The 22,892-nt window shown below is 60.2% G+C and carries 18 protein-coding genes; 4 read left to right on the top strand and 14 right to left on the bottom strand.

What is annotated here, in order from left to right; genetic code table 11:
- Positions 1 to 113: 113 nt before the first annotated feature.
- Positions 114 to 2,765, bottom strand: coding sequence for an AAA family ATPase (locus BM346_RS14460; protein WP_092014623.1), 2,652 nt, complete (start codon positions 2,763 to 2,765; stop codon positions 114 to 116).
- Complete coding sequence (locus tag BM346_RS14455) at positions 2,762 to 3,880, bottom strand: metallophosphoesterase family protein (protein ID WP_092015063.1); 1,119 nt, start codon at positions 3,878 to 3,880, stop codon at positions 2,762 to 2,764. Before BM346_RS14455 ends, BM346_RS14460 begins: the two co-directional genes overlap by 4 nt.
- Before the next feature lie 250 nt (positions 3,881 to 4,130).
- Here BM346_RS14455 and BM346_RS14450 point away from each other — a divergent pair, with 250 nt between their 5' ends.
- Positions 4,131 to 4,895 carry a VOC family protein gene (locus tag BM346_RS14450; RefSeq protein ID WP_092014620.1) on the top strand — a complete coding sequence of 255 codons (765 nt, stop codon included), beginning with the start codon at positions 4,131 to 4,133 and terminating at the stop codon, positions 4,893 to 4,895.
- Positions 4,896 to 4,971: 76 nt separating this feature from the next.
- Here BM346_RS14450 and BM346_RS14445 read toward each other — a convergent pair whose 3' ends face one another.
- Positions 4,972 to 6,552, bottom strand: a complete 1,581-nt coding sequence (locus tag BM346_RS14445) for a DHA2 family efflux MFS transporter permease subunit (protein WP_092014616.1) — start codon at positions 6,550 to 6,552, stop codon at positions 4,972 to 4,974.
- Positions 6,542 to 7,651, bottom strand: a complete 1,110-nt coding sequence (locus tag BM346_RS14440; RefSeq protein ID WP_092014613.1) for an HlyD family secretion protein — start codon at positions 7,649 to 7,651, stop codon at positions 6,542 to 6,544. Before BM346_RS14440 ends, BM346_RS14445 begins: the two co-directional genes overlap by 11 nt.
- Before the next feature lie 189 nt (positions 7,652 to 7,840).
- Between BM346_RS14440 and BM346_RS14435 the strand changes: the two genes are divergently transcribed.
- Entirely contained in the window at positions 7,841 to 8,530 is a 690-nt protein-coding gene (locus tag BM346_RS14435) for a TetR/AcrR family transcriptional regulator (RefSeq protein WP_092014610.1), read from the top strand.
- Positions 8,531 to 8,620: 90 nt separating this feature from the next.
- On the opposite strand, the gene BM346_RS14430 is transcribed toward BM346_RS14435, so the two are convergent.
- Positions 8,621 to 10,552: a TRAP transporter permease gene (locus tag BM346_RS14430; protein ID WP_092014607.1), complete on the bottom strand. Its 1,932-nt coding sequence runs from the start codon at positions 10,550 to 10,552 to the stop codon at positions 8,621 to 8,623.
- Positions 10,553 to 10,650: 98 nt separating this feature from the next.
- Entirely contained in the window at positions 10,651 to 11,844 is a 1,194-nt protein-coding gene (locus tag BM346_RS14425) for a TAXI family TRAP transporter solute-binding subunit (protein ID WP_092014604.1), read from the bottom strand.
- 233 nt (positions 11,845 to 12,077) lie between these two features.
- On the opposite strand from BM346_RS14425, the gene BM346_RS14420 reads away from it, so the two are divergent.
- On the top strand, positions 12,078 to 13,814 hold the full coding sequence (locus BM346_RS14420) for a class I adenylate-forming enzyme family protein (RefSeq protein WP_206675728.1): 1,737 nt from the start codon (positions 12,078 to 12,080) through the stop codon (positions 13,812 to 13,814).
- A 107-nt stretch (positions 13,815 to 13,921) separates the two neighbouring features.
- A complete protein-coding gene (locus BM346_RS14415) occupies positions 13,922 to 15,166 on the top strand; it encodes an acyl-CoA dehydrogenase family protein (protein WP_092014601.1) in 1,245 nt (414 codons plus the stop codon).
- Positions 15,167 to 15,430: 264 nt separating this feature from the next.
- Here the strand turns inward: BM346_RS14415 and BM346_RS14410 are convergent, their stop codons facing one another.
- From BM346_RS14410 to thrS, 8 genes are all read right to left on the bottom strand, one after another.
- Complete coding sequence (locus BM346_RS14410) at positions 15,431 to 15,796, bottom strand: MerR family transcriptional regulator (protein WP_092014598.1); 366 nt, start codon at positions 15,794 to 15,796, stop codon at positions 15,431 to 15,433.
- On the bottom strand, positions 15,780 to 16,079 hold the full coding sequence (gene ihfA / locus BM346_RS14405) for an integration host factor subunit alpha (protein ID WP_092014595.1): 300 nt from the start codon (positions 16,077 to 16,079) through the stop codon (positions 15,780 to 15,782). The genes BM346_RS14410 and ihfA overlap by 17 nt, the downstream gene beginning before the upstream one ends.
- A gap of 2 nt (positions 16,080 to 16,081) precedes the next feature.
- Positions 16,082 to 18,454, bottom strand: a complete 2,373-nt coding sequence (gene pheT / locus BM346_RS14400) for a phenylalanine--tRNA ligase subunit beta (protein WP_092014592.1) — start codon at positions 18,452 to 18,454, stop codon at positions 16,082 to 16,084.
- 49 nt (positions 18,455 to 18,503) lie between these two features.
- Positions 18,504 to 19,502, bottom strand: coding sequence for a phenylalanine--tRNA ligase subunit alpha (gene pheS / locus BM346_RS14395; RefSeq protein WP_092014590.1), 999 nt, complete (start codon positions 19,500 to 19,502; stop codon positions 18,504 to 18,506).
- A 239-nt stretch (positions 19,503 to 19,741) separates the two neighbouring features.
- The gene (gene rplT, locus BM346_RS14390; protein ID WP_092014587.1) at positions 19,742 to 20,095 is read right to left on the bottom strand and encodes a 50S ribosomal protein L20; all 354 of its coding nucleotides are present in this window, start codon (positions 20,093 to 20,095) and stop codon (positions 19,742 to 19,744) included.
- A 27-nt stretch (positions 20,096 to 20,122) separates the two neighbouring features.
- Positions 20,123 to 20,314, bottom strand: coding sequence for a 50S ribosomal protein L35 (gene rpmI, locus BM346_RS14385; protein WP_092014584.1), 192 nt, complete (start codon positions 20,312 to 20,314; stop codon positions 20,123 to 20,125).
- A gap of 92 nt (positions 20,315 to 20,406) precedes the next feature.
- Entirely contained in the window at positions 20,407 to 20,952 is a 546-nt protein-coding gene (infC, locus tag BM346_RS14380; protein WP_092014581.1) for a translation initiation factor IF-3, read from the bottom strand.
- Entirely contained in the window at positions 20,949 to 22,874 is a 1,926-nt protein-coding gene (gene thrS / locus BM346_RS14375) for a threonine--tRNA ligase (protein WP_092014577.1), read from the bottom strand. The genes infC and thrS overlap by 4 nt, the downstream gene beginning before the upstream one ends.
- Positions 22,875 to 22,892 lie beyond the last annotated feature (18 nt).

Here is a 22,892-nt window from a genome sequence, read left to right as displayed (position 1 = left end):
TTTCCGACGGTTTAAAGAAATCCCGTACAAAGTGTAGTGCATTCTTACGGGAGATCGACCGCCGCCAACCGTACTGATCGACCTGGTGACTGCAGCCTCATGCCTGCCAGAGCTCAGCCAGAAACCGTCTGACCCTTTAGAGCCTCCAGATCCCTCGGTTCCACACCGAGATCCTGCCAGTGTTCCGGGTGACAGGTGAAAAGCAGTATCTGGTGCCGCCGGGCAGCGTCGAACAGGATCCGTTTCATGCCCTCCAACCGGCCCATATCACTGTGCACCAGGGTGTCATCAAGGATGATGAGAGTCGGACGGCCCGCTTCCAGTAACAGGTCAGCATAGGCGAGGCGACTGATCAGTCCCATCTGTTCCCGGGCGCCAAAACTCAGCTCGGACATCTGGCCGAGCTCGTTCCCCCGGGTGAACCTGCCGGGCATCAGGTTCTCGTCCACCTCCAGGGTGGCATCGGGGAACAACACTGACAGGTAGTGGTCGAGATGCTTCTGCAGCGGTGCCTGCAGGCGACGGGTGAGAGCCTGGCGCTTCTCCGTCAGCAGATTCAGCAGCAGGTCCAGGGCCCGGGCGCGGCGATGGAGCTCCTGGTACCGGCGGTGGTGATGTTCCAGCTCGGCGGCCTTGTCGTTACGCTGCTCTTCCAGGCCCTCTGCGCCCCAGGCCTCCAGTCGAACCCGGATATCCCGCAGCTCCCGCTCCCGGTTCTGCTGGGCCTGTTGCTGGGTTTCCGCCGCTCGCTGATAGCGTTCAATGTCCAGCCTGATCAGGTCGGGCCGGGTCCGCTGGATCTCATGGTCACGTTCCTGGAGCGTACCTTCGAGACCCGCCTTACGCTGCTCGGCGGCGGCCAGCTCACCAGCGAGCTGTTGCAATTGCTGCTGTCGCTCAGTGCCTTCCAGCTCGTCCTTCAGTTGCTGCCACTCCCGCCTGGCGTTATCGCAATCCTGCCGGGCCGTCAGAACGGATTTTTCATGGCGGGTACGGGCATCCTCGGCGTTGGTGAGTGCCGCCTCGGCGTGACGGACGGTGCTTTCCGCCTCCGTTTTACCCGGTGCTGTTTCAGCCTCAGGACCGGGCGTTGAAGGCAACCCGGCCTGCTCCACCCTGCGCTTTTCCAGTTCAATGCCGGTGTCGTCGTACTCCGACGTCAGGCGATCAATGCCATTGGGCGCCACCGACTTGAGCAGGTCCTCCAGGTGGTTCAGCTGGCGATCGGCTTCCTGGAAGCGGACAAGACGCTGCTCCGCCTCCTCCAGGGACGCAACCCCAAGCGCCGCCAGCTCATCGGAAAGCCTCTGCTCCAGTCTCTGGAGGCTACGACGGGCGCGGGCCAGGTCTTCACCACCGGGGGTTATGCCCAGGCTGCCAAATCCGGGAATGGACAGGGTACTGTCTTCCAGCAGTCGCTCCTCCCCCTGCTCGCTGATCTGCTGGCCATTGAGCCGCAGGCTTTTGCCCGGATCCAGCTCCCAGCTCAGGCGGGTGGCGATGGCGCGGGAGCGGATGGTTTCCTCATCCAGTTCCCGCCGGGTTTTCCGGAGCTGCTGTACCGTTCCCCCATCGATTCGGTTCTGCTGCTTCTGCTTTCTCGCCTCGTCGAGCTTTCGCTGGAATTCGCCGGCCTTTTCCAGGCTCAGGGAAAGGCTCTGGTGCTGGGCCTGAAGACGGGCAATATCCTGCACCAGCCGCTGGCGGGCTTCCTGCTGGCGAGCCCGCTCCAAGGCCTTGCCGGCAGCGTCATAAACAGCCCGGGCCTGTTCCACCGCGGTTTGCAGGGGCTCTGCCCTCGCCTCCTCCCGGGCCAACTGCTGTCGGGCCTTCTGCAGATCGGCTTCCCGCTGCTGCAGTTTCCGGTTCTGGCTCTGCAACTGCTCCTGGTTCTGACGCAGCAGGGCGAGGCTCTGCTGGACATATTGCAGCGCCTCCTTGTCCCGGGCCTGTTGCTGTTGAAGCACCTCCACCTGGCGGTATCTCTCCCGCGCCCGCTCCAGATTACGAAGCGCCTGGTCCCAGGGCCTCTCCCTGCGGGCCTTCTCATACTCGTCTGTCAGGCGGCCCAGCCGGTCCACCTGCTCCTGGTACTGTCGGATGCGATCATCCAGCACGGCAATCTCTTCCTGCAGCTGCTGTTGGTCCTTTTCCAGCTGCAGATACTCACCCCGGGGCTTGCCGGTTCCGGTCAGCAGCTCCCCCCGCTGTTGTTCAATTTCCTGGATTACCTCGTCGCCACCGCTGCTGGCCACTTCGCCCACAAGGTTGTTGAGGGCGGACTTGAGATGGTCGCCGGCGTGCTCGACGGCTCTCTCGATATCCTGTCCTGTACCCTGCTCCACCCAGAGCAGCCCCGGGACGCCCCAGTGCTGCTCCTTGCTGGCGCCTTTCTGCGGTAGCTGGTAGCCCAGCAGGGCCGCCAGCTTTTCCTCCGCCTCGTCCCCGCTGTAGGACGTGCCGTCGACCACAAGATCACAACGCTTTCGTTGCAGAAAGCTCTTGGTGAGCCGCCAGCTACGCTGGTTGTGTTCAAAGGCCAGTTCAACCGTGGGCACCGCGGCAGAGTCACCCCAGGGCCGTAGATCCTCCACGGATTTTGAACGATGACGTTCGAAAAAAGCCGCTCTTATGGCGCGTACCAGGGTGCTCTTGCCGGACTCATTGGGACCATGGATCAGATTGATGCCCGGTTGCAGGTCACCCAGCAACAGGGGATCGCGAAACTGGCGGATCTGTTCCAGGCGCAGCTGCTGGAGTTTCATCGGGCCACCTCACTTCTGTTTCTTAGCAGCTCCGCGAGGAGCGCCAGAGCGTCCCTGGCCGTCTCGGCCCTGTCGCCTTCCTGCCGTGCCCGCAACTCTTCAATCACCTCCCCCAGGTAGCCGTCCGCCTGAATACTGGCTATGTCGTCCTCGGTGGGTGTCAACTGAAGGCGAGTCCGGTCACAGGCAATGCACCGGAACCGGGCCTCCGCGACGGAGAGTGCCTCCGTGAGACGTTGATCGTCCGCCAGAGTGATGCTGCCCTCCAGGCGGATGTCGAGAACCGACGACTCCCGCAGGCCCTCAATGCGCTCCAGCAGTCCGTCCAGGTCCGATGGCACTGCCAGGGTTTCCCGCCACTGATACCAGCGGTAACGGGCAGTCTCGTGCAGGGTCACGGCCGGCAGGCCGCCGGGTCCCTCGATATCAACGATAAGCCCGTAACCGGCGTCATTGTTACGGAAACGCTCCGGCTCGGGGGTCCCGCTGTACCAGGTCCGGGGGTTGATCTGTTTGGTACCGTGCCAGTCGCCGAGGGCCAGGTAATCAAGGTTTGCGCGCTCCGCCCGATCCGGGGCAATGGGATTGGTGGCGTCCACCTCCTCCGGCAGGACGCCCTCAACGCTGCCATGGGCCAGACCAATTCGCAGCAGATCCGGTGGCGTTTCCAGGGCATCGAATGGTTCGGTCAGGTCACGGTAGGTATGACGCTGGGTCAGGGGCGCCGAAAGTATCGCCAGGCCCTGATCTGACAATACGGTCAGCCCCGGTTCAAGGGCCAGGTGAACATTGTCTGGCACGGCATTGAGGCGCCGGGCCCGGCTCCATACACTCTCCGCCAGGGCGGCGTCATGGTTGCCCGGCAACATTACCCACGGCCCGGCAAAGGCCCTGGTGGCATTGAAAACCCGACGGATGGTTCGATCGGACACCGTCTGGGCATCGAATACGTCCCCGGCGACCAGGATGGCGTCGCAGTTTTCCTCAAGAGCCAGCCGCGCCAGGCGCTCGATAACCTCAAAGCGGGCTTCGGTCAGGGCGGCGGAGTCTTCGGCCTCGAAACGGCTGAACGACCGTCCCATCTGCCAGTCGGCGGTGTGCAGGAATCTTGGCAAGCGATTTACCTCTCTCGCGATCTTGATCGTGATGGCATCCCGGTTCAGGTCCGGACCACGGGCACTTGGCACGGGCACTATACCATTACCGAAAGCTCTCTGAGCTAGCCCGGCCATGACACAGCGACAGGTGGACGATCCGGGCCATTGTCCGGTCGCCGGATTGCTGCTCACCCACGTGGGCGGGATTCGGTTAGGATAGAAAGCGTTCGGTTTCCCCTGGAACCACCCGACAGGAAAAGGACCCCATATGTACCTGCGCCAGATCTGCCTCGTCGCCCCTGAACTCAACCCCACTGTGGAGGCCCTGAGTGAGCTGTTTTCCATTCCGGTGTGCCACCGTGACCCCGAGGTCGCCGCCTTCGGACTGGAAAACGCAATTCTGGCTGTGGGCAGCCAGTTTCTGGAAGTGGTCGCCCCCATCCGCGAAGGAACCGCAGCGGGGCGCTTCATGGAACGCCGGGGCAGTGGCGGCGGCTACATGGTGATCTGCCAGGTGTCCGCCCGTGAGGACCAGGCCAGGGTGCGGCACCGGGCCCGGGCCAGAGGTGTGCGCCTCGCCTATGAGGCCGATCACCAGAGCTGGAACATCATGCAGTTGCACCCCGCCGACATGAAGGCGTCGTTCCTGGAAGTGGACTGGGACAGTCAGGCCGATCCGGAGGGCAACTGGGAACCCGCCGGCGGCCTGCGATGGCGCGAGTCCGTCTGCGCGGAGGTAACCACCGCCATCACCGCCCTGGAGTTATCAGGACCGGAGCCTCAGGCCCTGGCCGCCCATTGGGCCGATGTGACAGGCTTACCCTTGGAGAACCAGGACGGGTTGCCTTGCCTTGTTCTGGCCAATGCTACCCTGAGGTTCAGCCGCGCCGCGGAGGCAATCAACAGCGGGCTGGTGGCAGCCGACCTGAAGATCCGCGACAGGAGCCGGCTGTATGCCAGCGCAGCGGCACTCGGCATTGAAATAGCCGATGAACAGGTTCACGTCGGTGGCATGCGTTTCAACCTGGTGTAGCGACACCCGGTCATCTCACCCTGCCGGCTGAACCGATGCCGGACATCCCCTAAAACAACAGCGCCGGTAACAGACCTCAAGATGCTTCTGCTGGCTGATACTTCCCACCGGCGTGGCGGCGGGTGTACCGGTGCATGACCCAGATCGGAACGAGGGTAACCAGAAACACACCGGCCAGGATGAGGAAACTGTCCTGGAAGCCCCTGATGTAGGCCTGGAACTGGATTGCCTGCTGAAGGTAGGCGAGCGCCGCGGGCCTGAGCTGGTCCGCGGTGACACCCAGGGGCATCGCCAGCTCCTGGAAACGGCTCAGCCATTCCGAGGTGACGACATTGGCTGCCGTCTGGGTGTCCGTCAGAACCCGGGCGTGCTCCACCGTCCGCCACTCGAGAATCACCGAAAGCAGATTCACCCCGATGGCTCCGCCGAGCTGACGGGAGAAATTGGCGGCACCGGAGCCCTGGCTGACCTGGCTGATGTCCAGCGCCCTCAGGGAGCCGGTCCCTATGGCCGGCATGCCGAACCCCAGACCCAGCCGACCCAGAACCACCCAGAACACGATGATCCAGGGCAGCGTATGGGCATCCATTTGCCCGAGCAGGTAGTTCGAACCCGCCAGCATCAGGGTGCCAAGGGCAATTACCTGAGGTGCCGGAAAACGGTCCGCCATATGGCCCGCCAATGGAAACACGAGCGCCATGGCCAGGCCTGCGGGCATCAGCATGAGACCGGCGGCGGTGGCGGTCAGCCCCTGGATCTGCTGGACGAACAGCGGGATCAGGTAAGTGGAGCCAAAGAGTCCCGCGCCGAAGCAGAAGGCAATGGCACACCCCCCCGCGAACCCGGGCACCCGGAACATCTTCAGATTCAGCAGAGGTGCCCGGGCCTTCAGTTCCCGCACAATAAACGCCGCTCCCATGGCGAGAGAGAACACACCCATCAACACCACGGCCACAGAATGCCAGCCAAGACGCTGGCCATTGGAGAGACTCCAGAGCAGACTGATCAGGAACAGACAGAGAAAGGCGAACCCCGGCCAGTCAAATCGCTCGGGAGCCCTCTCGCTGTCTTTCCCCGGAGCAAAAAATATGGCGAACCCAATCGCCAGCAGGCAGGTCGGCAGGGGCATGAAGAACACCGCCCTCCAGCTCAGCCAGTCCACCAGAACGCCGCCGACCGCCGGCCCGATGGCGGGACCGAGAATCACACCGAGACCGTAGATACCCATGCCGAGACCCCGCTGACGCTCAGGAAAAACCTGGAAAATCATGGTCATGGCCAGGGGCTGAATGACGCCTGCCATGGCACCCTGGGCGACCCGGGACAGGATCACAAGATCTTCGTGGGGACTCATGCCCCCGATGACGGACGCGAGCATGAACAGGCCCAGACAGCCGATGTAGGCGGCCTTCATGCCAAATCTCTGCAGCGCCCACGCGCTCACCAGCATGAAGGCCGCCATGGCGGCCAGAAAACCGGTGGAAAGCCATTGGGCCTTGGTCTGGGCGATTCCGAAATTACCCATGATGTCGGGAATGGCGACATTGACAATGGTGGTGGCCAGGGTCATGGACAGAGTGCCAAGCATGACCGTGCAGGTCCCCAGCCACTTATAGGAGGAACCGTAACGGGCCTGCAGCGCCTCGCTACCGGACATCGATACCGGCCTCGACCATCAGGCCGGGATGCAGGCGGCCGTCCGGCGCATCGAACAGGATCCTTACCGGAACCCGCTGGGTTGTCTTGGTGAAGTTTCCGCTCGGGTTGGGGCTTGGCAACAGGGAAAACTCGCTGGTGGCGGCCACACCGACCCGCTCCACCCTGCCCTCGAAAGTCTCGCCCGGATAGGCATCGACACGGATCTCCACGGGCTGCCCTGCAGCCACCCGCCCCAACGAGGTCTCCTTGATGTTGGCTTCAACCCAGACCCGGTCCGGGCGATAGACCAGCATCAGGTTCTGCCCGGCCTGGACTACTTCCCCTGTCTCGACAAAAATCTTCGCCACCACACCGTGGACCGGGCTGCTCACCTCGTGATCCTCGATATCCAGTTCGATCCGCCGCTGGCTGGCCCGGATACCGGTCAGTTCGGCCTGCATGGATTCCAGCTCGGCCTCCAGCACCTGCTGATTCAGGGAGCGGGCTCTGGCTTCCACGATTGCCGCTTCCGCAGTCGCAAGCTCCGCCCTGGTCCGGCGCAGCCCATTCAGGGCGTTGTCCACCCGGTACTGGACATCCGCCAATTGCTGGGCCGAGACCATGTTGTCCCTGGCCATTCCCTGCAGGCGCTGAAGGTCAGACCTCGCCTTCTCAAGGGCCAGGCGGCGCTGCTCCACATCCGCCTCGGCGGTGGCCAGAGCCCGTCTTGCGATGGTCTCCCGGCTTTCATCCAGTGCCCTGGCCATGGCCAGCTCGGCCTCCTTGCGGACCACATCTTTTTGCAGCTTCTGCTCAGCGGCCTGCAGTACGCCCAGATCCTGCTCCTTGCGGGAAGCGTCGAGGCTCAACAACACCTGCCCGGGTACCGGCCTTGCGCCCTCCTCAGAAGTTATGGCCTCGATGCGGCCAGGCACGCGGGCCGCCACGGAAATCATGTCGGCCTTGATACGGGCATCAATGACGTGAACATGGGTCAACCGGTAGTGGAGCCAGCGCCCACCCCAGATCACAGCGGCAAGCACCAGCAAAATCATTATCAGCAAGCTAAGACTACGACCGAGGGACCGGCTGGCGGAGGCACTGGCTAACAGCGACATGGACAAAATAACCCTTCGAATTGTTTGTTATTGTGGCAACACCGGACTATTCCTAATGGATAGGTTTGCAGGTAGGGCGCCAATAAGCAACTTTAAAACCGGGCTTTCATCGCCATAATTCATCATGTCGCCTTTCTCTATGGTAAACTGACAATTGTCAGCTTTGACATCCCAGTGATAGGTGACCCAATGAAAAACAACAATTCCGGTCCCGCCACCACAACGTCCGGTCAGACCACAGGACTGGCTGAGGCGAGCGTCAGCGGTATTCAGAATGCCTCTCTCGTTGAACAAAGGCGCGATCAGATCTGCGAGGCGGCCCTTGAGCTATTTCTGCAAAAAGGCTTCGCCTCCACCACCATACGTGACATTTGTGCCCGCTCTGGCGTCAACCAGGCGAGCATTTACGACTACATCGCCAATAAGAACGATATCCTTCGCCGCCTCCTGAACAAGCTCTGGTTCCGCTCTGGAGCACCCAACCTCCATGAAGTTCTCGACGAAAACGACGAGTCCTTTGAGGAAAACGTCGCCCTGTATCTGAAGGAGTCCTGGACCAAGAAACGTAAAGGCACACTGCTTGCCTACCGGGTCGTACCGCACCTCCAGAAGGAGGACCGCAAGGCCATGCGGGCGCGGGACGAGATGGTTATCGGTGAACTGGCCGCCCGGCTCCGGGACTACACCCGCCTGCCTGAGGACGATCCCAGAACAGACGTGATCGCCAATCTGATCATCTACCTCGCGGGTTTTGGCCCAATGCGCGACTGGCTTCACCAGGACCTGGACAGTCAGCTGATTGCGGATACCGTCGCGGCGGGCGTTAATGCCATGGTTGAGCACCTTGCCAATACACCCTCTTCCGAACCAAACGATTGACCCCTGATATCCCGGTATCACCAGATGAGCGCACATGCCGGACTTCTGCAGTCCGGCATGTGCGCAGTTACCAGTGCGCCGTCCGGGGCACTAGGCCAGAGCCGGCGTTCTCCGGTTCTGGCGCCAGATGATCGCCACCAGGATCACCGACAGCACCCCACCCACAATGGTCGTCCAGAAGCCGGGGAAACTGAAGGCAAAGCCGACTGCCACCAACGGTAATCGCAAGGCCCGGCGTACATTCCCCGCACCCAGCAGATAGCCTTCAAGCCCACCCGAGATCAGCATGATACCGATGATTATGGATGGGAGGACGTAAAGCAGCGGCGTCAGATCCCCCTGTAGCACAAGCGCAGGCTGGAACAGGAAGAACAGCGGAATGAAATAGATCACGATGCCCAGTCGCATGGCGGTGAAGGATGTCTTCATGGGCTTGGCACCGGCAATGGTACCCGCCAGGAAGGCCGCGGCGCCGACCGGCGGGGTGATCACCGACAACATTGCGTAGTACACGATAAAGAAGTGCACGGCAATGGTGTTGAGTCCTCCCACCTCGATGATGGCCGGGGCCAGGGTCACCGCAAGGAAAATGTAAGCAACGATGGCGAGACCTGCCATGCCCATAATGAAGCAGGCCAGGATGCCGAAGAAAATGATCAGATAGATGTTGCCCCCGCCGAGCGCAACCAGGCCGGAGGTAAGCGAGCCGGTGACACCGGTAATGGTCAGGGCACTCACCACGAAGGCAATGGGCAGAATGATGGCGGCGGTCTGGGTTACCAGGACACCGATCTGCCGAATTGCTCCGTAGAACCGTTTGGGCGTCATGCGGGTGTCACGCTGAAGGAATGACAGAGCGATCATCAGCAGACAGGCGTACCAGGGGGTATAGTATTCCCAGCGCATATACAGCAGCCCCCAGATCAGGAACACCATCACCGAAAGAAACGGCCAGCCTTTCAGCAATACCTTGCGGGTGGACGGCAAATCTTCCTGTGGCATGCCCTTGAGACCGGTCCGTGCCGCGTAGGCATCCACCTGAAGCATCAGACCGAAATAGAACAGCAGCGATGGCAGAATCGCGGCGATCATCACTGTCGCATAATCCACGCCGATGGTGATGGCCATGACAAAGGCAATAGCCCCCATTACCGGCGGCATGACAACGCCCCCGGTGGAAGCACAGGCCTCGATGGCACCGGCATAGTGAGCTGGATAACCCACTTTTTTCATGGTGGGGATGGTAATGGAACCGGTGCCGGCAATGTTGGAAAAAATGGATCCGGACAGACTGCCCATGAAGCCACTGGCTACAACGGCCACCTTGGCGGGTCCACCCCGGTAGCGTCCAAAGCCGGCATTGGCCAGGTCAATGAAGAAATTGCCGGCACCGGTGGCCAGCAGAATACCGGCAAACACCAGGAAGCCCAGTACGATCTCGGCCACGATCTTGGTGGTGATCCCCATCATGCCTTCCGCCCGGAACACGTGGGCCTCTATCATGTACTCGAACTGATAGGGGATTCCCATCAGCAGGCCCGGAAAGTAATCCGCCACCAGCGGATACATGCCAAGCACCACCACCACGAGCAGGAAAGGAATACCGCCGCTGCGACGGGCCAGTTCCATCATCAACAGCCAGACCACAATACCCAGATACAGGTTGCTCCATCCGGCCTGGACCATGTCCCAGGCGTTGGAGGCAAAATAGAAGCTGATCGCCAGAATAATCACTGCCGCGATCACGTCGTAAAAGGGAACCGTCTTCTGTCCGGCGCGGGCCGGCAACGCAATGAACGCCGCGGCAGCAAAGAAACCGATGAAGGCCCAGTAGTACTCGCCTTCCAGAAGTCGTTCACCCTGCCAGGTGAACCCGAAAATATAGGCAAGCCCTGCCAGCAACCCGCAGATACTGAGGGTCACGAAAACAATGCTCTGCCATGAAAAAAGACCTCCCAGCCGGGTCACTTCCGAGCCCGCGGCCGAAACGTCATTGGGTGAGGTAACGGGTGTCTCATTCATAGGGGTGTCTGATCAAAAGTTGGGGGGGCGGGTTCAGACAGGCTGGCCGTGTCGTCCGGGCGGCGGGGAGCCTGCCCGGACGGAACGTTCGTACAGTCTTACAGCCGCGAGCGGAAGCTTTCCAGGCCTTCGGTATGCTTGTTGAAGATCGCCATGAACTCCTCGTTGTTATGGCTGGCTTCTACACGCTTCTCCCGGGCCTCCTCGAGGGCAGCTTTACGGGCGGTGATCCAACGGTCCATCTTGGCAATGGCATCATTGTTCCAGGTGTCGTCCTCCTCGGTCCACACACCGGCTTCCTGCAGGTAGCGAATCGTGCCCGCATGAATAGGAAGCGGGGAGCGGTCCAGGTAGTCGCGGAATATCTCTTCCGACATGCGGGTCGCCAGTGGGTGGGTGCTCTTGTAGTCTTCGTGAGCCTTGTGGAACCACTTGGCCATGCTGTAGGCAAAGTCGTCATCGGCGTCCACGGGCACGGAATAGACGAAGTTAGAGGCCAGACCGTCGACACCCTTGGCGGTGGATACCCCCATACTGATGGTGGTGGGAACAACCATTGGGCGATGCTCAAGGAACCGGTCCCAGGCTTCCTTGTTATCCAGGTCCATGTTCAGCCAGCGAATGCCGCCCGGCGCCCCTTCCATCTCAGAGAGAACAGAGCTGATGGGAGCGCAGTAGGCCACGTCTGCCTTGCCTTCCACTACTGAGCGACAGTTCTCCACATAGCTGCTTGCCGGCACAAAATCCAGCAATTCATCGGTTTCTTTGTCTGACAGGCCGAGGTATGCCGGCAGAGCCTCCTTGACCGCCGTGGTCATGGGCGGTGAGAACGCCCCCTGAGCGACACGGACTCCGCCCTTCTTGAGGTCGTCCATGGTTTCGATGTCGGAATCGCCAGACACCACGAATCCCCAGGGCGTGTCGTTGTGATGCCAGACAATCCGCTGGGCAACAGGTTGGGCCCCGGCGTAGGCGCCGATGCCTTCAGTCTGGAAACGCATCTCGGCGGTGGAAACCGAACTCATGTTGATATCCCTGCGCTCTGTCAGACGACGGTAGCGCTGGGTCTCGCTGTCTTCCGGCACGATTCGGGCCACGGTTCCGGTCTGCTTCTGCAACACCGGCGCCCAGCCGTTGGTGGAGGCAAAGCTGCCGCTGGACGTTCCGGGGGTGCCGATGACCAGCAGTCGCGGCAGATCGTATTCCTGGGCTTGGGCAACACCGGCGGAAACGCCAATGGCAAGCGCTGTCGCTACCGACAACAGGGAGCGGGGGGTCCTGAAGATAGTCATGGTGTGTCTCCGTTGGGTATTGTTCTTATCGCTATGTGGCCCATCGCCATTTTCTGCGACGAACCTCTTTCCTGACAAACGTCAGGCTAAAACAATGCAAAAATCCGGTCAATACTGAATGCACCGGAAGGACGTTTTTTCACCACGCTTGACAGAAGGATAGTGCTAGACTTAGCGTTACCTGACAAGCGTCAGGAAAAATAAGAACGACCCACAACGTCGGGACCTCCAAAATGACAGTGCCACCGGATGCTTCCATATCCCTGGATCGGGCCAGCGGCCCCGCCACGGTGATGACGCGGGACGAAGCCATCGCTCACGTCACGTCGACCAATCCGCTTTTCGCTGTGGAAGAGACCACCATTCGGGATATTCCCCATCGCGTGTTCGTGAACGCCCCGGGCAATCTCCGCCAACTTCTCCGGGAGGCTGTATCGGCCTATTCCGACCACGAGCTGCTGGTTTATGAAAGCGAGCGCTGGGACTATGCAGGTTTTGCTTCAGAAGTGAACCGCATGGCCCATGCCCTGACCAAGGACCTGGGTATTCAGCCCGGCGACCGGGTTGCCCTCGCCATGCGCAACTTCCCGGAAATGCCGATACTGGTCATGGCCATTGTCTCGGTGGGAGCCGTGGTTGTTCCGCTCAATGCCTGGTGGTCCGAGGAGGAACTGGTCTTCGCTCTTCGCGACAGCGAGGTGCGGGTGGTGTTTGCCGACGGCCCACGCCACGAGGCATTGCACACCTTCACCGCTGAGCATGCCCTGCCATTGATTGGCGTGCGGGATGCCGTGGGGCAGATCACCTACCGAGAATTGCTGTGCGGCTCCACTGATAGTCACTGGCCGGAGGTGCCGATCGCCGCGGACGACGACTTCGCGGTGATGTATTCCTCCGGCTCCTCGGGCCGCCCCAAGGGCGTGGTGCTCACCCACCGTGGTGCGATTTCGACAATTCACTCCTGGCGAATGGGCAAGGAACTGCTCTCCCTTATGGACCCCGAAACAGCTGCTGCTGTCTCCGAAAGTCCCTCAGCGCTGATCGTCACGCCCCTGTTCCACGTCACCGCGCTGCACGCGATGTTTCTCCAGGGGGTTTCCCTCGGCGCCAAGCTGGTGCTGATGTACAAGTGGAATCCGGAGGGGGCGGTCGACATCATTCAGCGTGAGGCGATCCAGCGGTTCGTGGGCGTACCCACCCAATCGGCTGAGCTGATGGCAGCCGCCAGCAGCCGGGGCGCGACCCTGGAGTCCCTGGAATCCATTGGGGCGGGCGGCGCCAAGCGCCCCGCCGCCCAGGTAGAGCAAATCGCAAAGCAATTTCCAGGCGCCAGTGTGGCCACCGGCTGGGGGATGACGGAAACCAACTCACTGGGCATTCTCCTGGCCGGGCCGGACTACCTGGAAAACCCCGATGCCGCGGGACGGCTGACACCTCCATTGCAGGAGATGCGCATTGTGGACGAGGCCGGACAGGAAGTGCCCCAGGGAGAAGTGGGCGAGCTGACCATCAAGAGCCCGTCCAACATGCGGGAGTATCTCAACCTGCCGGAGGAGACCCGGGCCACCCTCGTAAACGGCTGGCTTCACACCGGCGACCTCGCCCGCGTGGATGCCGACGGCCTGATCTACATTGTTGACCGGAAAAAGAGCATCATCATCCGTGGCGGTGAGAACATCTCCTGCCTTGAGGTGGAGGGTGCCCTCCATCAGCACCCGGCGATCGCCGAAGCCTGTGTCTTTCCGCTTCCGGACGAGCGTCTGGGTGAGGCCGTCGGTGCGGCGGTTTACCTGCGGGAAGGTGCCGATATCGACCGCGATGGCATTCGCGCGTTCCTGGGCCAGCGTCTGGCGCCGTTCAAGCTCCCGGAATACGTCTGGCTATGGGACAAACCCCTGCCCCGGGGCGGTACCGACAAGCTGGATCGCAAGGCTCTCCAGCGCCGCTACCAGAACCGGCACCAGGCCTGAATTCGCAAACCGGCGCAGGCCGGTAACAATCAAGAAGAAAACGAGTCATCAGGACTCATCAACCCCGAAGGAGATCCACGTTGGACAGCACAACCACACCCGCTGAAATGAACAACCTGGCCATGTCAGAGAAATCCCGTCCGTTGCTGGATGCAGTCAAGAAGCACATTCGAGACAACGTTGACCCTATCCTTGAAGAATTCGAGCGGCTGGGTGAAGGTCGCGCCGACCGTTTCAGCTATGCCCCGGGCCAATTGGAACTGCTGGAAGGCGCCAAGCAGAAAGCCAAGGAGGCCGGCCTGTGGAACTTCTTCCTGCCCAATGCCGAAACCGGCGAAGGCCTGTCCAACCTCGACTATGCCTACCTCGCAGTCGAGCTTGGCAAGAACCCACTGGCTTCCGAGACCCTGAACTGCTCCGCGCCGGATACCGGCAACATGGAGGTACTTGAGCGGGTTGGCACCCCGGAACAGAAGGAAAAATGGCTCAAGCCCCTGTTGAACGGCGAGATCCGCTCCTGTTTCGGTATGACCGAACCCCACGTGGCCTCGTCCGACGCCCGTAACATCGAAACCAGTGCGGTCCTCGAAGGCGACGAGTGGGTTATCAACGGCGAAAAGTACTACATTTCAGGCGCCGGCGACCCCCGCTGCAAGATCATGATCTGCATGGTGAAAACCAGTCCCGACGCGGAACCCTTCCGCCAGCAGTCCCAGATTCTCGTACCCATGGATGCGCCGGGACTCACCGTGCTCGGCCCCATGAAGGTCTTTGGTCACGATGACGCTCCCCACGGTCACATGCACATCACGCTGGAAAATGTTCGGGTCCCGAAGGAGAACATTCTCTGGGGCGAAGGCCGTGGTTTTGAAATCTCCCAGTTGCGCCTGGGACCGGGCCGTATCCATCACTGCATGCGCTCCATCGGCGCTGCCGAGAAGGCACTGGACCTCATGATCGAACGCGGCCAGAGCCGTGAAGCCTTCGGTCGTCCGATCCTGGACCTGGGAAAGAACATGGAGACCATCTCCCGCGCCCGGATCGAGATCGAGGCCATGCGGATGATCGTTCTCAAAGCCGCCAAGGCCATGGACGTTCTGGGTAACAAGGAAGCCCGGGTCTGGGTCTCCCTGGCCAAGGCCATGGTTCCGGAGAAGGTCTGCAAGATCATTGACGAGGCGATTCAGATTCACGGCGCTACCGGCGTCAGCCAGTGGTCACCGCTGCCGGACATGTACACCAAGCAGCGCACCCTTCGCCTGGCGGATGGTCCTGATGAGGTGCACCACAATGTAGTGGCGCGGGCCGAGGTAAAAGCCTACAACCAGAACCCCTACCGCCGGGGCGAGTAAACGTGCTCCGGGCCGGACTTTCAGATAAGCCCGAGTCTGGCCCGGTCACCAAAGGAGGCGGCATGGGCTAAGCCCGGATCATTCAGGGCGGGGTTCATAGATAACCTTCGTTGTGCTGGACTCCTCCTGAACCATAGCCCAGGGCTGCTGTCCCTTCAACGCCGGGCACACATGGCCATTCCTCGGTCCATAAAAAAACCGGCCACCCGGGCCGGTTCTCTTTCGCGGTTCTTTCCACACTACGGCACGTAGGGGAAGGCCGGACTATTTCGTCGGCGCGGTGAGCACATCCAGAACGTCTTCAAGCTCTGTGATCATCTGACGGATCAATTGCTTGTACTGGCTGGTGTCTTCCTTGATCTCCTCGCCATTGAGCTTCTGCTTGGCGCCACCAATGGTGTAGCCCTGATCGTAAAGCAGGCTGCGTATCTGGCGGATGGTTATCACGTCCGCCCGCTGATAGTAGCGACGGTTGCCACGGCGCTTGACCGGTGAAAGCTGCGGAAACTCCTGCTCCCAGTACCTCAGGACATGAGCCTTCACATGGCACAGGTCGGCCACTTCCCCGATAGTGAAATAACGCTTGCCAGGGATCGCTGGCAGTTCGTTGTTATTACTGGGTTCCAGCATAGGTTTCTACTTTCTGTTTAAGTTTCTGCCCTGGCCGGAAAGTCACTACCCGTCGTGCACTGATGGGGATTTCCTCCCCGGTCTTGGGGTTCCTTCCCGGACGCTGCTTCTTGTCCCGCAGATCAAAGTTGCCGAAACCCGACAGCTTCACCTGCTCGTTGTGACTCAATGCGTCTCTGATTTCGTCGAAAAAAGCTTCCACCATCTCCTTGGCTTCCCGTTTATTGAGACCCAGTTCCTCGTACAGCCGTTCCGCCATTTCCGCCTTCGTCAAAGCCGCCATTCCTAACTCCTCAGTGTCGCCCCCAGCTCTTTCTGCAGGGCGTCGATGACCCTGTTGAAGAGCTCATGCACTTCATCATCATTGAGTGTGCGCTCCGGATGCTGCCAGAAGAGGCTCAGGGCAAGGCTTCGCTTACCTTCACCAAGTTTTTCGCCTTCATAGACATCAAACGCACGCAATGCAGTCAGACGTTCTCCGGCATTGTCACGGACTACCCGGTCCACGTCTGCAAACGCAATCTCATTTCCGATAATAATAGCCAAATCCCGACGAACTTCAGGGAATTTTGAAAATTCTTTGAAATTAGGTACATATCCGGAAACGATTGGATTCAAGAATAGCTCAAACATCAGGATGGTGCCATTGAGATCCAGCTTTTTCTGCACCTGGGGATGCATCGTGCCCAACCAGCCTACCTGGCGCTCGCCAAGAAGCAGCCTGGCTGTCTGGCCCGGGTGCAGCGCCGGGTGTTTGCCGGCCTCAAAACGCACCCCAACACCCAGCAGGCGAAACAGCGATTCCAGCTCTCCCTTGACATCGAAGAAATCCGCTTCCCGCCGGCCGTTGGCCCAGTTCTCCGGCAACTGGGACCCTGTCACAATCCCCGCCAGCATCGGCTGCTGCTCGATCTGATCCCCTTCCCGAATGAACCGCAGGCCGGTTTCGAACAGACGGATTCGGGGCTGCTGGCGCTTCTGGTTATACTCTAGAGTCTTTACCAGTCCACTCCAGAGCGTGGTCCGCATCACCGCCAGGTCCGCAGAGATGGGATTGGCCAGAGCAATGCCCTCCCGCTCCGGGTCGAGAATTTCCTGAACTTTCGGATCCACGAAGCTGTAGGTAATGGCCTCCTGGTAGCCACGGGAAACCAGGAAGTTACGAACCGCAGACGCCGGGCGGAGCGCTTCCGGTTTCGGGCGCATGGCCAGGGAGCCCACCGGCTCGGTCACCGGAAGGTTGTTGTAGCCATAGATTCGACCAACCTCCTCGATCAGGTCTTCCTCAATGGAAATATCGGGGCGGTAACTGGGCACCCTGATGGTCCAGCGGTCTCCTGTGCTGTCGACAATATCCAGGCCAAGACGGGTCAGGATATCCTCAACGCGGGCCGCATCGATGGCCATGCCCAATACGGCATTGAGACGGCCGGACCGAAGGGTCACCTGTCGCTCCTGAGGCAGGTGGGCCTCACTGGCCACCTCGACAATCTCCCCGGCTTCGCCGCCGGTTATCTGCAGCAGCAACGCCGTTGCCCGCTCCATGGCGGTTCGCGCCAGCTGATAGTCGACGCCCCGCTCAAATCGATGGGAAGCATCGGTGTGCAACCCGTAATGCCGGGCCTTACCGGCCAGTGCCACCGGTTCGAACCAGGCGGACTCGAGGACAATGTCACGGGTTCTTTCGCTGACACCTGAATGCTCCCCTCCCATCACGCCGGCGATGGCCAGGGGCTTCTCATGGTCGGCAATGACCAGGGTATCCGGAGTCAGCTTGACAGTCTGGCCATCCAGCAGCACCAGCTCTTCGCTCTCCCGGGCCAGGCGCACCACGATGCCGCCTTCGATCTCGGCACGATCGAAGGCATGCAGGGGCTGACCCAGCTCCAGCATCACGTAGTTGGTGATATCCACTGCGGCATCAATGGAGCGGATGCCACTGCGACGAAGTTTCTCCACCATCCACAGCGGCGTTTCCGCCGAAAGGTCGACATTGCGGATGATGCGCCCGAGGTACCTCGGGCATTCCGCCGGTGCCTCGACCACGATGGCGGGCTTCTGGTCATGGCTGGCGGGAACCGCCCGAAGCCCCGGCTCCTGTACCGGCTGCCCCGTGAGCACGCCTACTTCCCGGGCGAGTCCCCTCAGGGACAGGCAGTCGGCGCGGTTCGGTGTCAAGTCGACATCGATGCTGACATCGTTCAGGCCCAGATAATCGCTCATGTCCTGCCCGGTTGTCGCGTCCGCAGGCAATTCCATCAGGCCGGCATGATCATCGGAAAGACCCAGCTCGGACTCGGAACAGAGCATGCCGTTGGATGGCTGCCCCCGCAACTTGGCCTTCTTGATGCTGAAGTCACCGGGAAGTACCGCTCCCACCACCGCGAAAGGCACCTTCATGCCTTCCCGGACATTGGGCGCACCACAGACCACCTGGACCACCTCGTCACCACCGGCTACCTCACAGACCCGCAGCTTGTCCGCGTCGGGATGGGGTGCAACCGATCGGACCTCGCCAACAATAACGCCGGAAAATTCCCCTGCCACCGGCTCAAAACCGTCCACTTCCAGCCCCGCCATGGTGAGCTGGTCCATCAGTTCCTGGGTGCCAATGGCCGGGTTAACCCACTCGCGCAGCCACTTTTCGCTAAATTTCATGGTAAATGCCTTGTTCGAATGCGATGTTGTCTGTGGGGAGCCGCTGTAATCAGCGGAACTGGCGCAGGAAGCGCAGGTCGTTCTCAAAGAACATGCGCAGGTCGTTCACGCCGTAGCGCAGCATGGCCAGACGCTCAACACCCAGTCCGAATGCGAAGCCCCGGTACTCCTCGGCATCGATGCCGCAATGCTCGAATACCTTGGGGTGCACCATGCCGCAGCCCATCACTTCCAGCCACTTGACGCTGCCATCGGCCTCACGTCCCCACTCGATATCCACCTCAGCGGAGGGCTCGGTAAAGGGGAAATAAGACGGGCGGAAGCGCACCTGCAGATCCTGCTCGAAGAACACTCGCAGGAACTCTTCCACGGTACTCTTGAGATCGGCGAAGCTGACATTCCGCTCCACGAGCAGCCCTTCCACCTGATGGAACATGGGGGTGTGAGTCATGTCCGAATCACAGCGGTAGACCCGCCCCGGGCAAATCATGCGGAACGGCGGTCTGCCTGCCTCCATGGTGCGGATCTGGACCGGAGAGGTATGAGTTCGCAGCAGGGTGCCGGGATTGAAATAGAAGGTATCATGCATGGCCCTTGCCGGATGGTGCCCGGGGATATTGAGGGCTTCGAAGTTGTGGTAGTCGTCCTCGATCTCCGGTCCCCGCTCGACGCTGTAGCCGGCGTTGGTGAAGAACTGCTCGATGCGCTGGAGTGTTCGGGTGACGGGATGCAGGCCACCCACATCCTGGCCCCGCCCGGGAAGGGTGACATCGATGGATTCCCCCGCCAGACGGTCGGCTATCGCCGCTTCCTCCAGGCTGGCGCGGCGGGCATTGATGGCCTGCTCCACCTGGCCCTTGGCTTCGTTGATTTTCTGGCCTGCGGCAGGACGTTCCTCCGCACTGAGCTTGCCCAGGGTCTTGGCCTGCTGGGTGATAACGCCTTTCTTGCCCAGGTATTCCACCCGGACCTGATCCAGCGCCTGCAAACTTTCAGCGTTCTTGACGGCGGTCAGCCCGTCCTGAACAAGCTGCTCCAGGTTTTCCATGGTTCCTGCTCCAAACCAGACATTGGGGCCAGGGTGTTTCCGAAAAGATCAATACCAGGCTCTTTTCGGAAACACCCTTGTTGAATCGGGTCGCGAAAAACTGCGAATAGCGGCGTCAGCTCCGGAAAACCGACCGCCACAAACAAAAACAGGGGAAGAGCGCGCCCTTCCCCTGTCAGGAGTAACCTCTTGTGTCAGAGGCCACTCATCGATCGAAACTCGTTGAAAGAGCTCAGCGATCAGAGCGCCGCTTTTGCTTTTTCCACAACAGCAGAAAACGCCTGCTGCTCATTCATGGCCAGATCGGCCAGAACCTTACGATCGATTTCCACTTCGGCCTTCTTCAGACCGGCGATCAGCCGGCTGTAGGACAGACCATTGGCGCGGGCGCCGGCGTTGATCCGTGAGATCCACAGGGCGCGGAACGCACGCTTGCGGTTGCGACGGTCACGATAGGCGTACTGACCCGCCTTGATGACCGCCTGCTTGGCTACACGGAAGACGCGACTGCGGGCACCATAGTAACCCTTGGCCTGCTTCAGAACTTTCTTGTGACGACGGCGTGCTACCACGCCACGCTTTACACGTGCCATAAACTAATCCTTCCTCTGACCAATTGATTAACAGGCGATCATGCGTTTGATCGCAGCAACGTCCGACTTGGCAACCAGCTTGGTGCCGCGCAGTTGACGCTTACGCTTCGGGCTCTTCTTGGTCAGGATATGACTGGTGAAGGACTGCTTGTGCTTGAAGCCGGTGGCGGTTTTCTTGAACCGCTTGGTGGCTCCGCTCTTGGTTTTCATCTTGGACATTTCTAAAACTCCGCATTCTGTTATGCATCGATAAATGCAATCCTGAACGACAAATCCCCCGCCAGCGCGGGGGACCTGAGCTGTATTCGGGATTACTTCTTTTTACGGGGCGCTACAACCATGGTCATCTGGCGGCCTTCCATCTTGGGCCGTTGCTCTACCTGGGCCAGCTCCTCAATGTCCTTCTCGATGCGGTTCATGAGCTGCATACCGATTTCCTGGTGTGCCATCTCACGGCCGCGGAAACGAACAGTGACTTTGCCTCGGTCCCCGTTTTCAAGGAAACGTATCAGGTTGCGTAGTTTGACCTGATAATCCCCTTCTTCCGTCCCTGGTCTGAATTTCACTTCTTTTACCTGGACCTGCTTCTGCTTTTTCTTCGCAGCAGCCTTGGCTTTCTTCTCTTCGAAGATCTTCTTGCCGTAGTCCATTATCTTACAGACGACCGGATCGGAATCCGTAACCTGAACCAGGTCCAGAGACGCTTCTTCTGCTTTTTTCAGAGCCTCTTCGATCGGAACCACCCCGACCTGGTTGCCCTCCGCGTCTATCAGGCGGACTTCAGTTGCGTCAATGTTCTCATTGATAGGTGCGCGTGGTGCGCGACCACCCCGATTCGTTCGCTGTTTGATAATCAGTTCTCCGTCTTGGTTCTGCCTTTGCGCGCGATCTCTGCTGCAAGCAGAGCCTCGAACGCTTCCGGCGTCATGGTTCCGAGATCTTCCCCTTTGCGGGTTCTCACCGCAACGGCGCCGTTTTCGACTTCCTTATCGCCGACAACGACCAGATACGGAACCTTGTTTAATGTATGCTCGCGGATTTTAAAGCCGATCTTCTCGTTTCTCAAGTCAGCATTTACCCGATAGCCCGCATCCTGCCACTTTTTTGCCAGATTCCGGCAATAATCGTCCTGACGATCGGTGATATTGAGCACCGCGACCTGGGTAGGTGCCAGCCAGGTCGGGAAAGCGCCTTCGTACTCCTCGATCAGGATACCGATAAAACGCTCGAAAGAGCCGAGCACCGCCCGATGCAACATAACCGGCGTCCTGCGCTCGGAATTGTCCGCGACGAACTGGGCACCGAGACGGCCGGGCATGGAGAAATCCACCTGAATCGTACCGCATTGCCAGACCCGGCCGATGCAATCTTTCAGGGAAAACTCGATCTTGGGACCGTAAAAGGCGCCCTCGCCCGGCAGTAATTCCCAGTCCACCCCTTCGCGATTTAGGGCTTCTTCCAGGGCCGCCTCGGCCTTGTCCCATACCTCGTCGGAACCCACGCGCTTTTCAGGCCGGGTGGAGAGCTTGTAGAGGATCTGGTCGAAGCCGAAGTCGGCATAGACCTCATGCAGCATCTCAATAAACCGCGAAACCTCCTCCTGGATGGCACTCTCTTCACAGAAGATATGGGCATCATCCTGGGTGAAACCCCGGACCCGCATCAGGCCGTGGAGTGCGCCGGAGGCTTCGTTGCGGTGACAGGAACCGAATTCCGCAAGGCGCAGAGGCAGGTCCTTGTAACTCTTCAGGCCCTGATTGAACACCTGGATATGACAGGGGCAGTTCATGGGCTTGATGGCGAAGTCGTGCTTTTCCGACTCGGTGGTGAACATGTCGTCGTGGAACTTGTCCCAGTGCCCCGACTTCTCCCACAGGGTACGGGACACCACCTGGGGCGTCCTGATTTCCTGGTAGCCGTGGCGGCGTTGCATCTCGCGCATGTACTGCTCGACTTCCTGATACAGTGACCAGCCGTCCGGGTGCCAGAACACCATGCCCGGGGCCTCTTCCTGCATGTGGAACAGGTTCAGCTTCTTGCCGATCTTGCGGTGGTCACGCTTCTCCGCCTCTTCAAGACGCTGGAGATAGGCTTTGAGCTCCTTCTTGCTGGCCCAGGCGGTTCCGTAGACACGTTGCAGCTGCTCATTGCCGGTATCACCGCGCCAGTACGCACCCGCCACTTTGGTCAGCCTGAACGCCTTGAGCTTGCCGGAGCTTGGCACGTGGGGACCACGACAGAGGTCGATAAAGTCGCCCTGGCGGTAGAAAGATAGGTCCTCGTCGCCGGGAATATCCTCGATGATGCGGACCTTGTACTCCTCCCCCATCTCGTTAAACAGCCTGATGGCCTCGTCCCGGGACATGACCGAGCGGGATACGGGAATATCCTGCTTTGCCAGTTCTTCCATCCGGTTTTCGATCCGCGCCAGATCATCGTTGGTGAAGGGGCGGTCGTATTTGAAATCGTAGTAGAAGCCGTTGTCAATCACCGGACCGATGGTCACCTGGGCCTCCGGGAACAGCTCTTTCACCGCCATGGCAAGCAGGTGGGCGGTGGAATGCCGGATGACATCCAGGCCCTCTTCGTCACGCTCGGTGATGATCGCCAGATCGACGTCATCATTGATCTCGTAACTGGTGTCCACCAGGGTGCCATTGACCCGACCGGCAAGGGCTGCCTTGGCCAGACCCGCGCCAATGTCGGCGGCCACATCATGAACGGTGACGGGATTGGGGAAGCTGCGATGGCTGCCATCAGGCAGAGTGACTACGGGCATGGAAAACTCCTCTCAGCG

This window comes from Marinobacter daqiaonensis (assembly GCF_900115285.1).
GTDB classification, from domain to species: Bacteria; Pseudomonadota; Gammaproteobacteria; order Pseudomonadales; family Oleiphilaceae; genus Marinobacter; species Marinobacter daqiaonensis.
This window is presented reverse-complemented; position numbering and strand designations above follow the sequence as displayed.

What these genes read in the sequence shown, in the direction of transcription:
- ihfA (WP_092014595.1), bottom strand. Translation starts at nt 16,079, where the DNA reads ATGGCGGCTTTGACGAAGGCGGAAATGGCGGAACGGCTGTACGAGGAA.
- thrS (WP_092014577.1), bottom strand. Translation starts at nt 22,874, where the DNA reads ATGCCCGTAGTCACTCTGCCTGATGGCAGCCATCGCAGCTTCCCCAAT.
- pheS (WP_092014590.1), bottom strand. Translation starts at nt 19,502, where the DNA reads ATGGAAAACCTGGAGCAGCTTGTTCAGGACGGGCTGACCGCCGTCAAG.
- BM346_RS14445 (WP_092014616.1), bottom strand. Translation starts at nt 6,552, where the DNA reads ATGTCCGGTAGCGAGGCGCTGCAGGCCCGTTACGGTTCCTCCTATAAG.
- BM346_RS14460 (WP_092014623.1), bottom strand. Translation starts at nt 2,765, where the DNA reads ATGAAACTCCAGCAGCTGCGCCTGGAACAGATCCGCCAGTTTCGCGAT.
- BM346_RS14450 (WP_092014620.1), top strand. Translation starts at nt 4,131, where the DNA reads ATGTACCTGCGCCAGATCTGCCTCGTCGCCCCTGAACTCAACCCCACT.
- BM346_RS14420 (WP_206675728.1), top strand. Translation starts at nt 12,078, where the DNA reads ATGACAGTGCCACCGGATGCTTCCATATCCCTGGATCGGGCCAGCGGC.
- rpmI (WP_092014584.1), bottom strand. Translation starts at nt 20,314, where the DNA reads ATGTCCAAGATGAAAACCAAGAGCGGAGCCACCAAGCGGTTCAAGAAA.
- pheT (WP_092014592.1), bottom strand. Translation starts at nt 18,454, where the DNA reads ATGAAATTTAGCGAAAAGTGGCTGCGCGAGTGGGTTAACCCGGCCATT.
- BM346_RS14440 (WP_092014613.1), bottom strand. Translation starts at nt 7,651, where the DNA reads ATGTCGCTGTTAGCCAGTGCCTCCGCCAGCCGGTCCCTCGGTCGTAGT.
- rplT (WP_092014587.1), bottom strand. Translation starts at nt 20,095, where the DNA reads ATGGCACGTGTAAAGCGTGGCGTGGTAGCACGCCGTCGTCACAAGAAA.
- BM346_RS14410 (WP_092014598.1), bottom strand. Translation starts at nt 15,796, where the DNA reads ATGCTGGAACCCAGTAATAACAACGAACTGCCAGCGATCCCTGGCAAG.
- BM346_RS14425 (WP_092014604.1), bottom strand. Translation starts at nt 11,844, where the DNA reads ATGACTATCTTCAGGACCCCCCGCTCCCTGTTGTCGGTAGCGACAGCG.
- BM346_RS14415 (WP_092014601.1), top strand. Translation starts at nt 13,922, where the DNA reads ATGAACAACCTGGCCATGTCAGAGAAATCCCGTCCGTTGCTGGATGCA.
- BM346_RS14430 (WP_092014607.1), bottom strand. Translation starts at nt 10,552, where the DNA reads ATGAATGAGACACCCGTTACCTCACCCAATGACGTTTCGGCCGCGGGC.
- BM346_RS14435 (WP_092014610.1), top strand. Translation starts at nt 7,841, where the DNA reads ATGAAAAACAACAATTCCGGTCCCGCCACCACAACGTCCGGTCAGACC.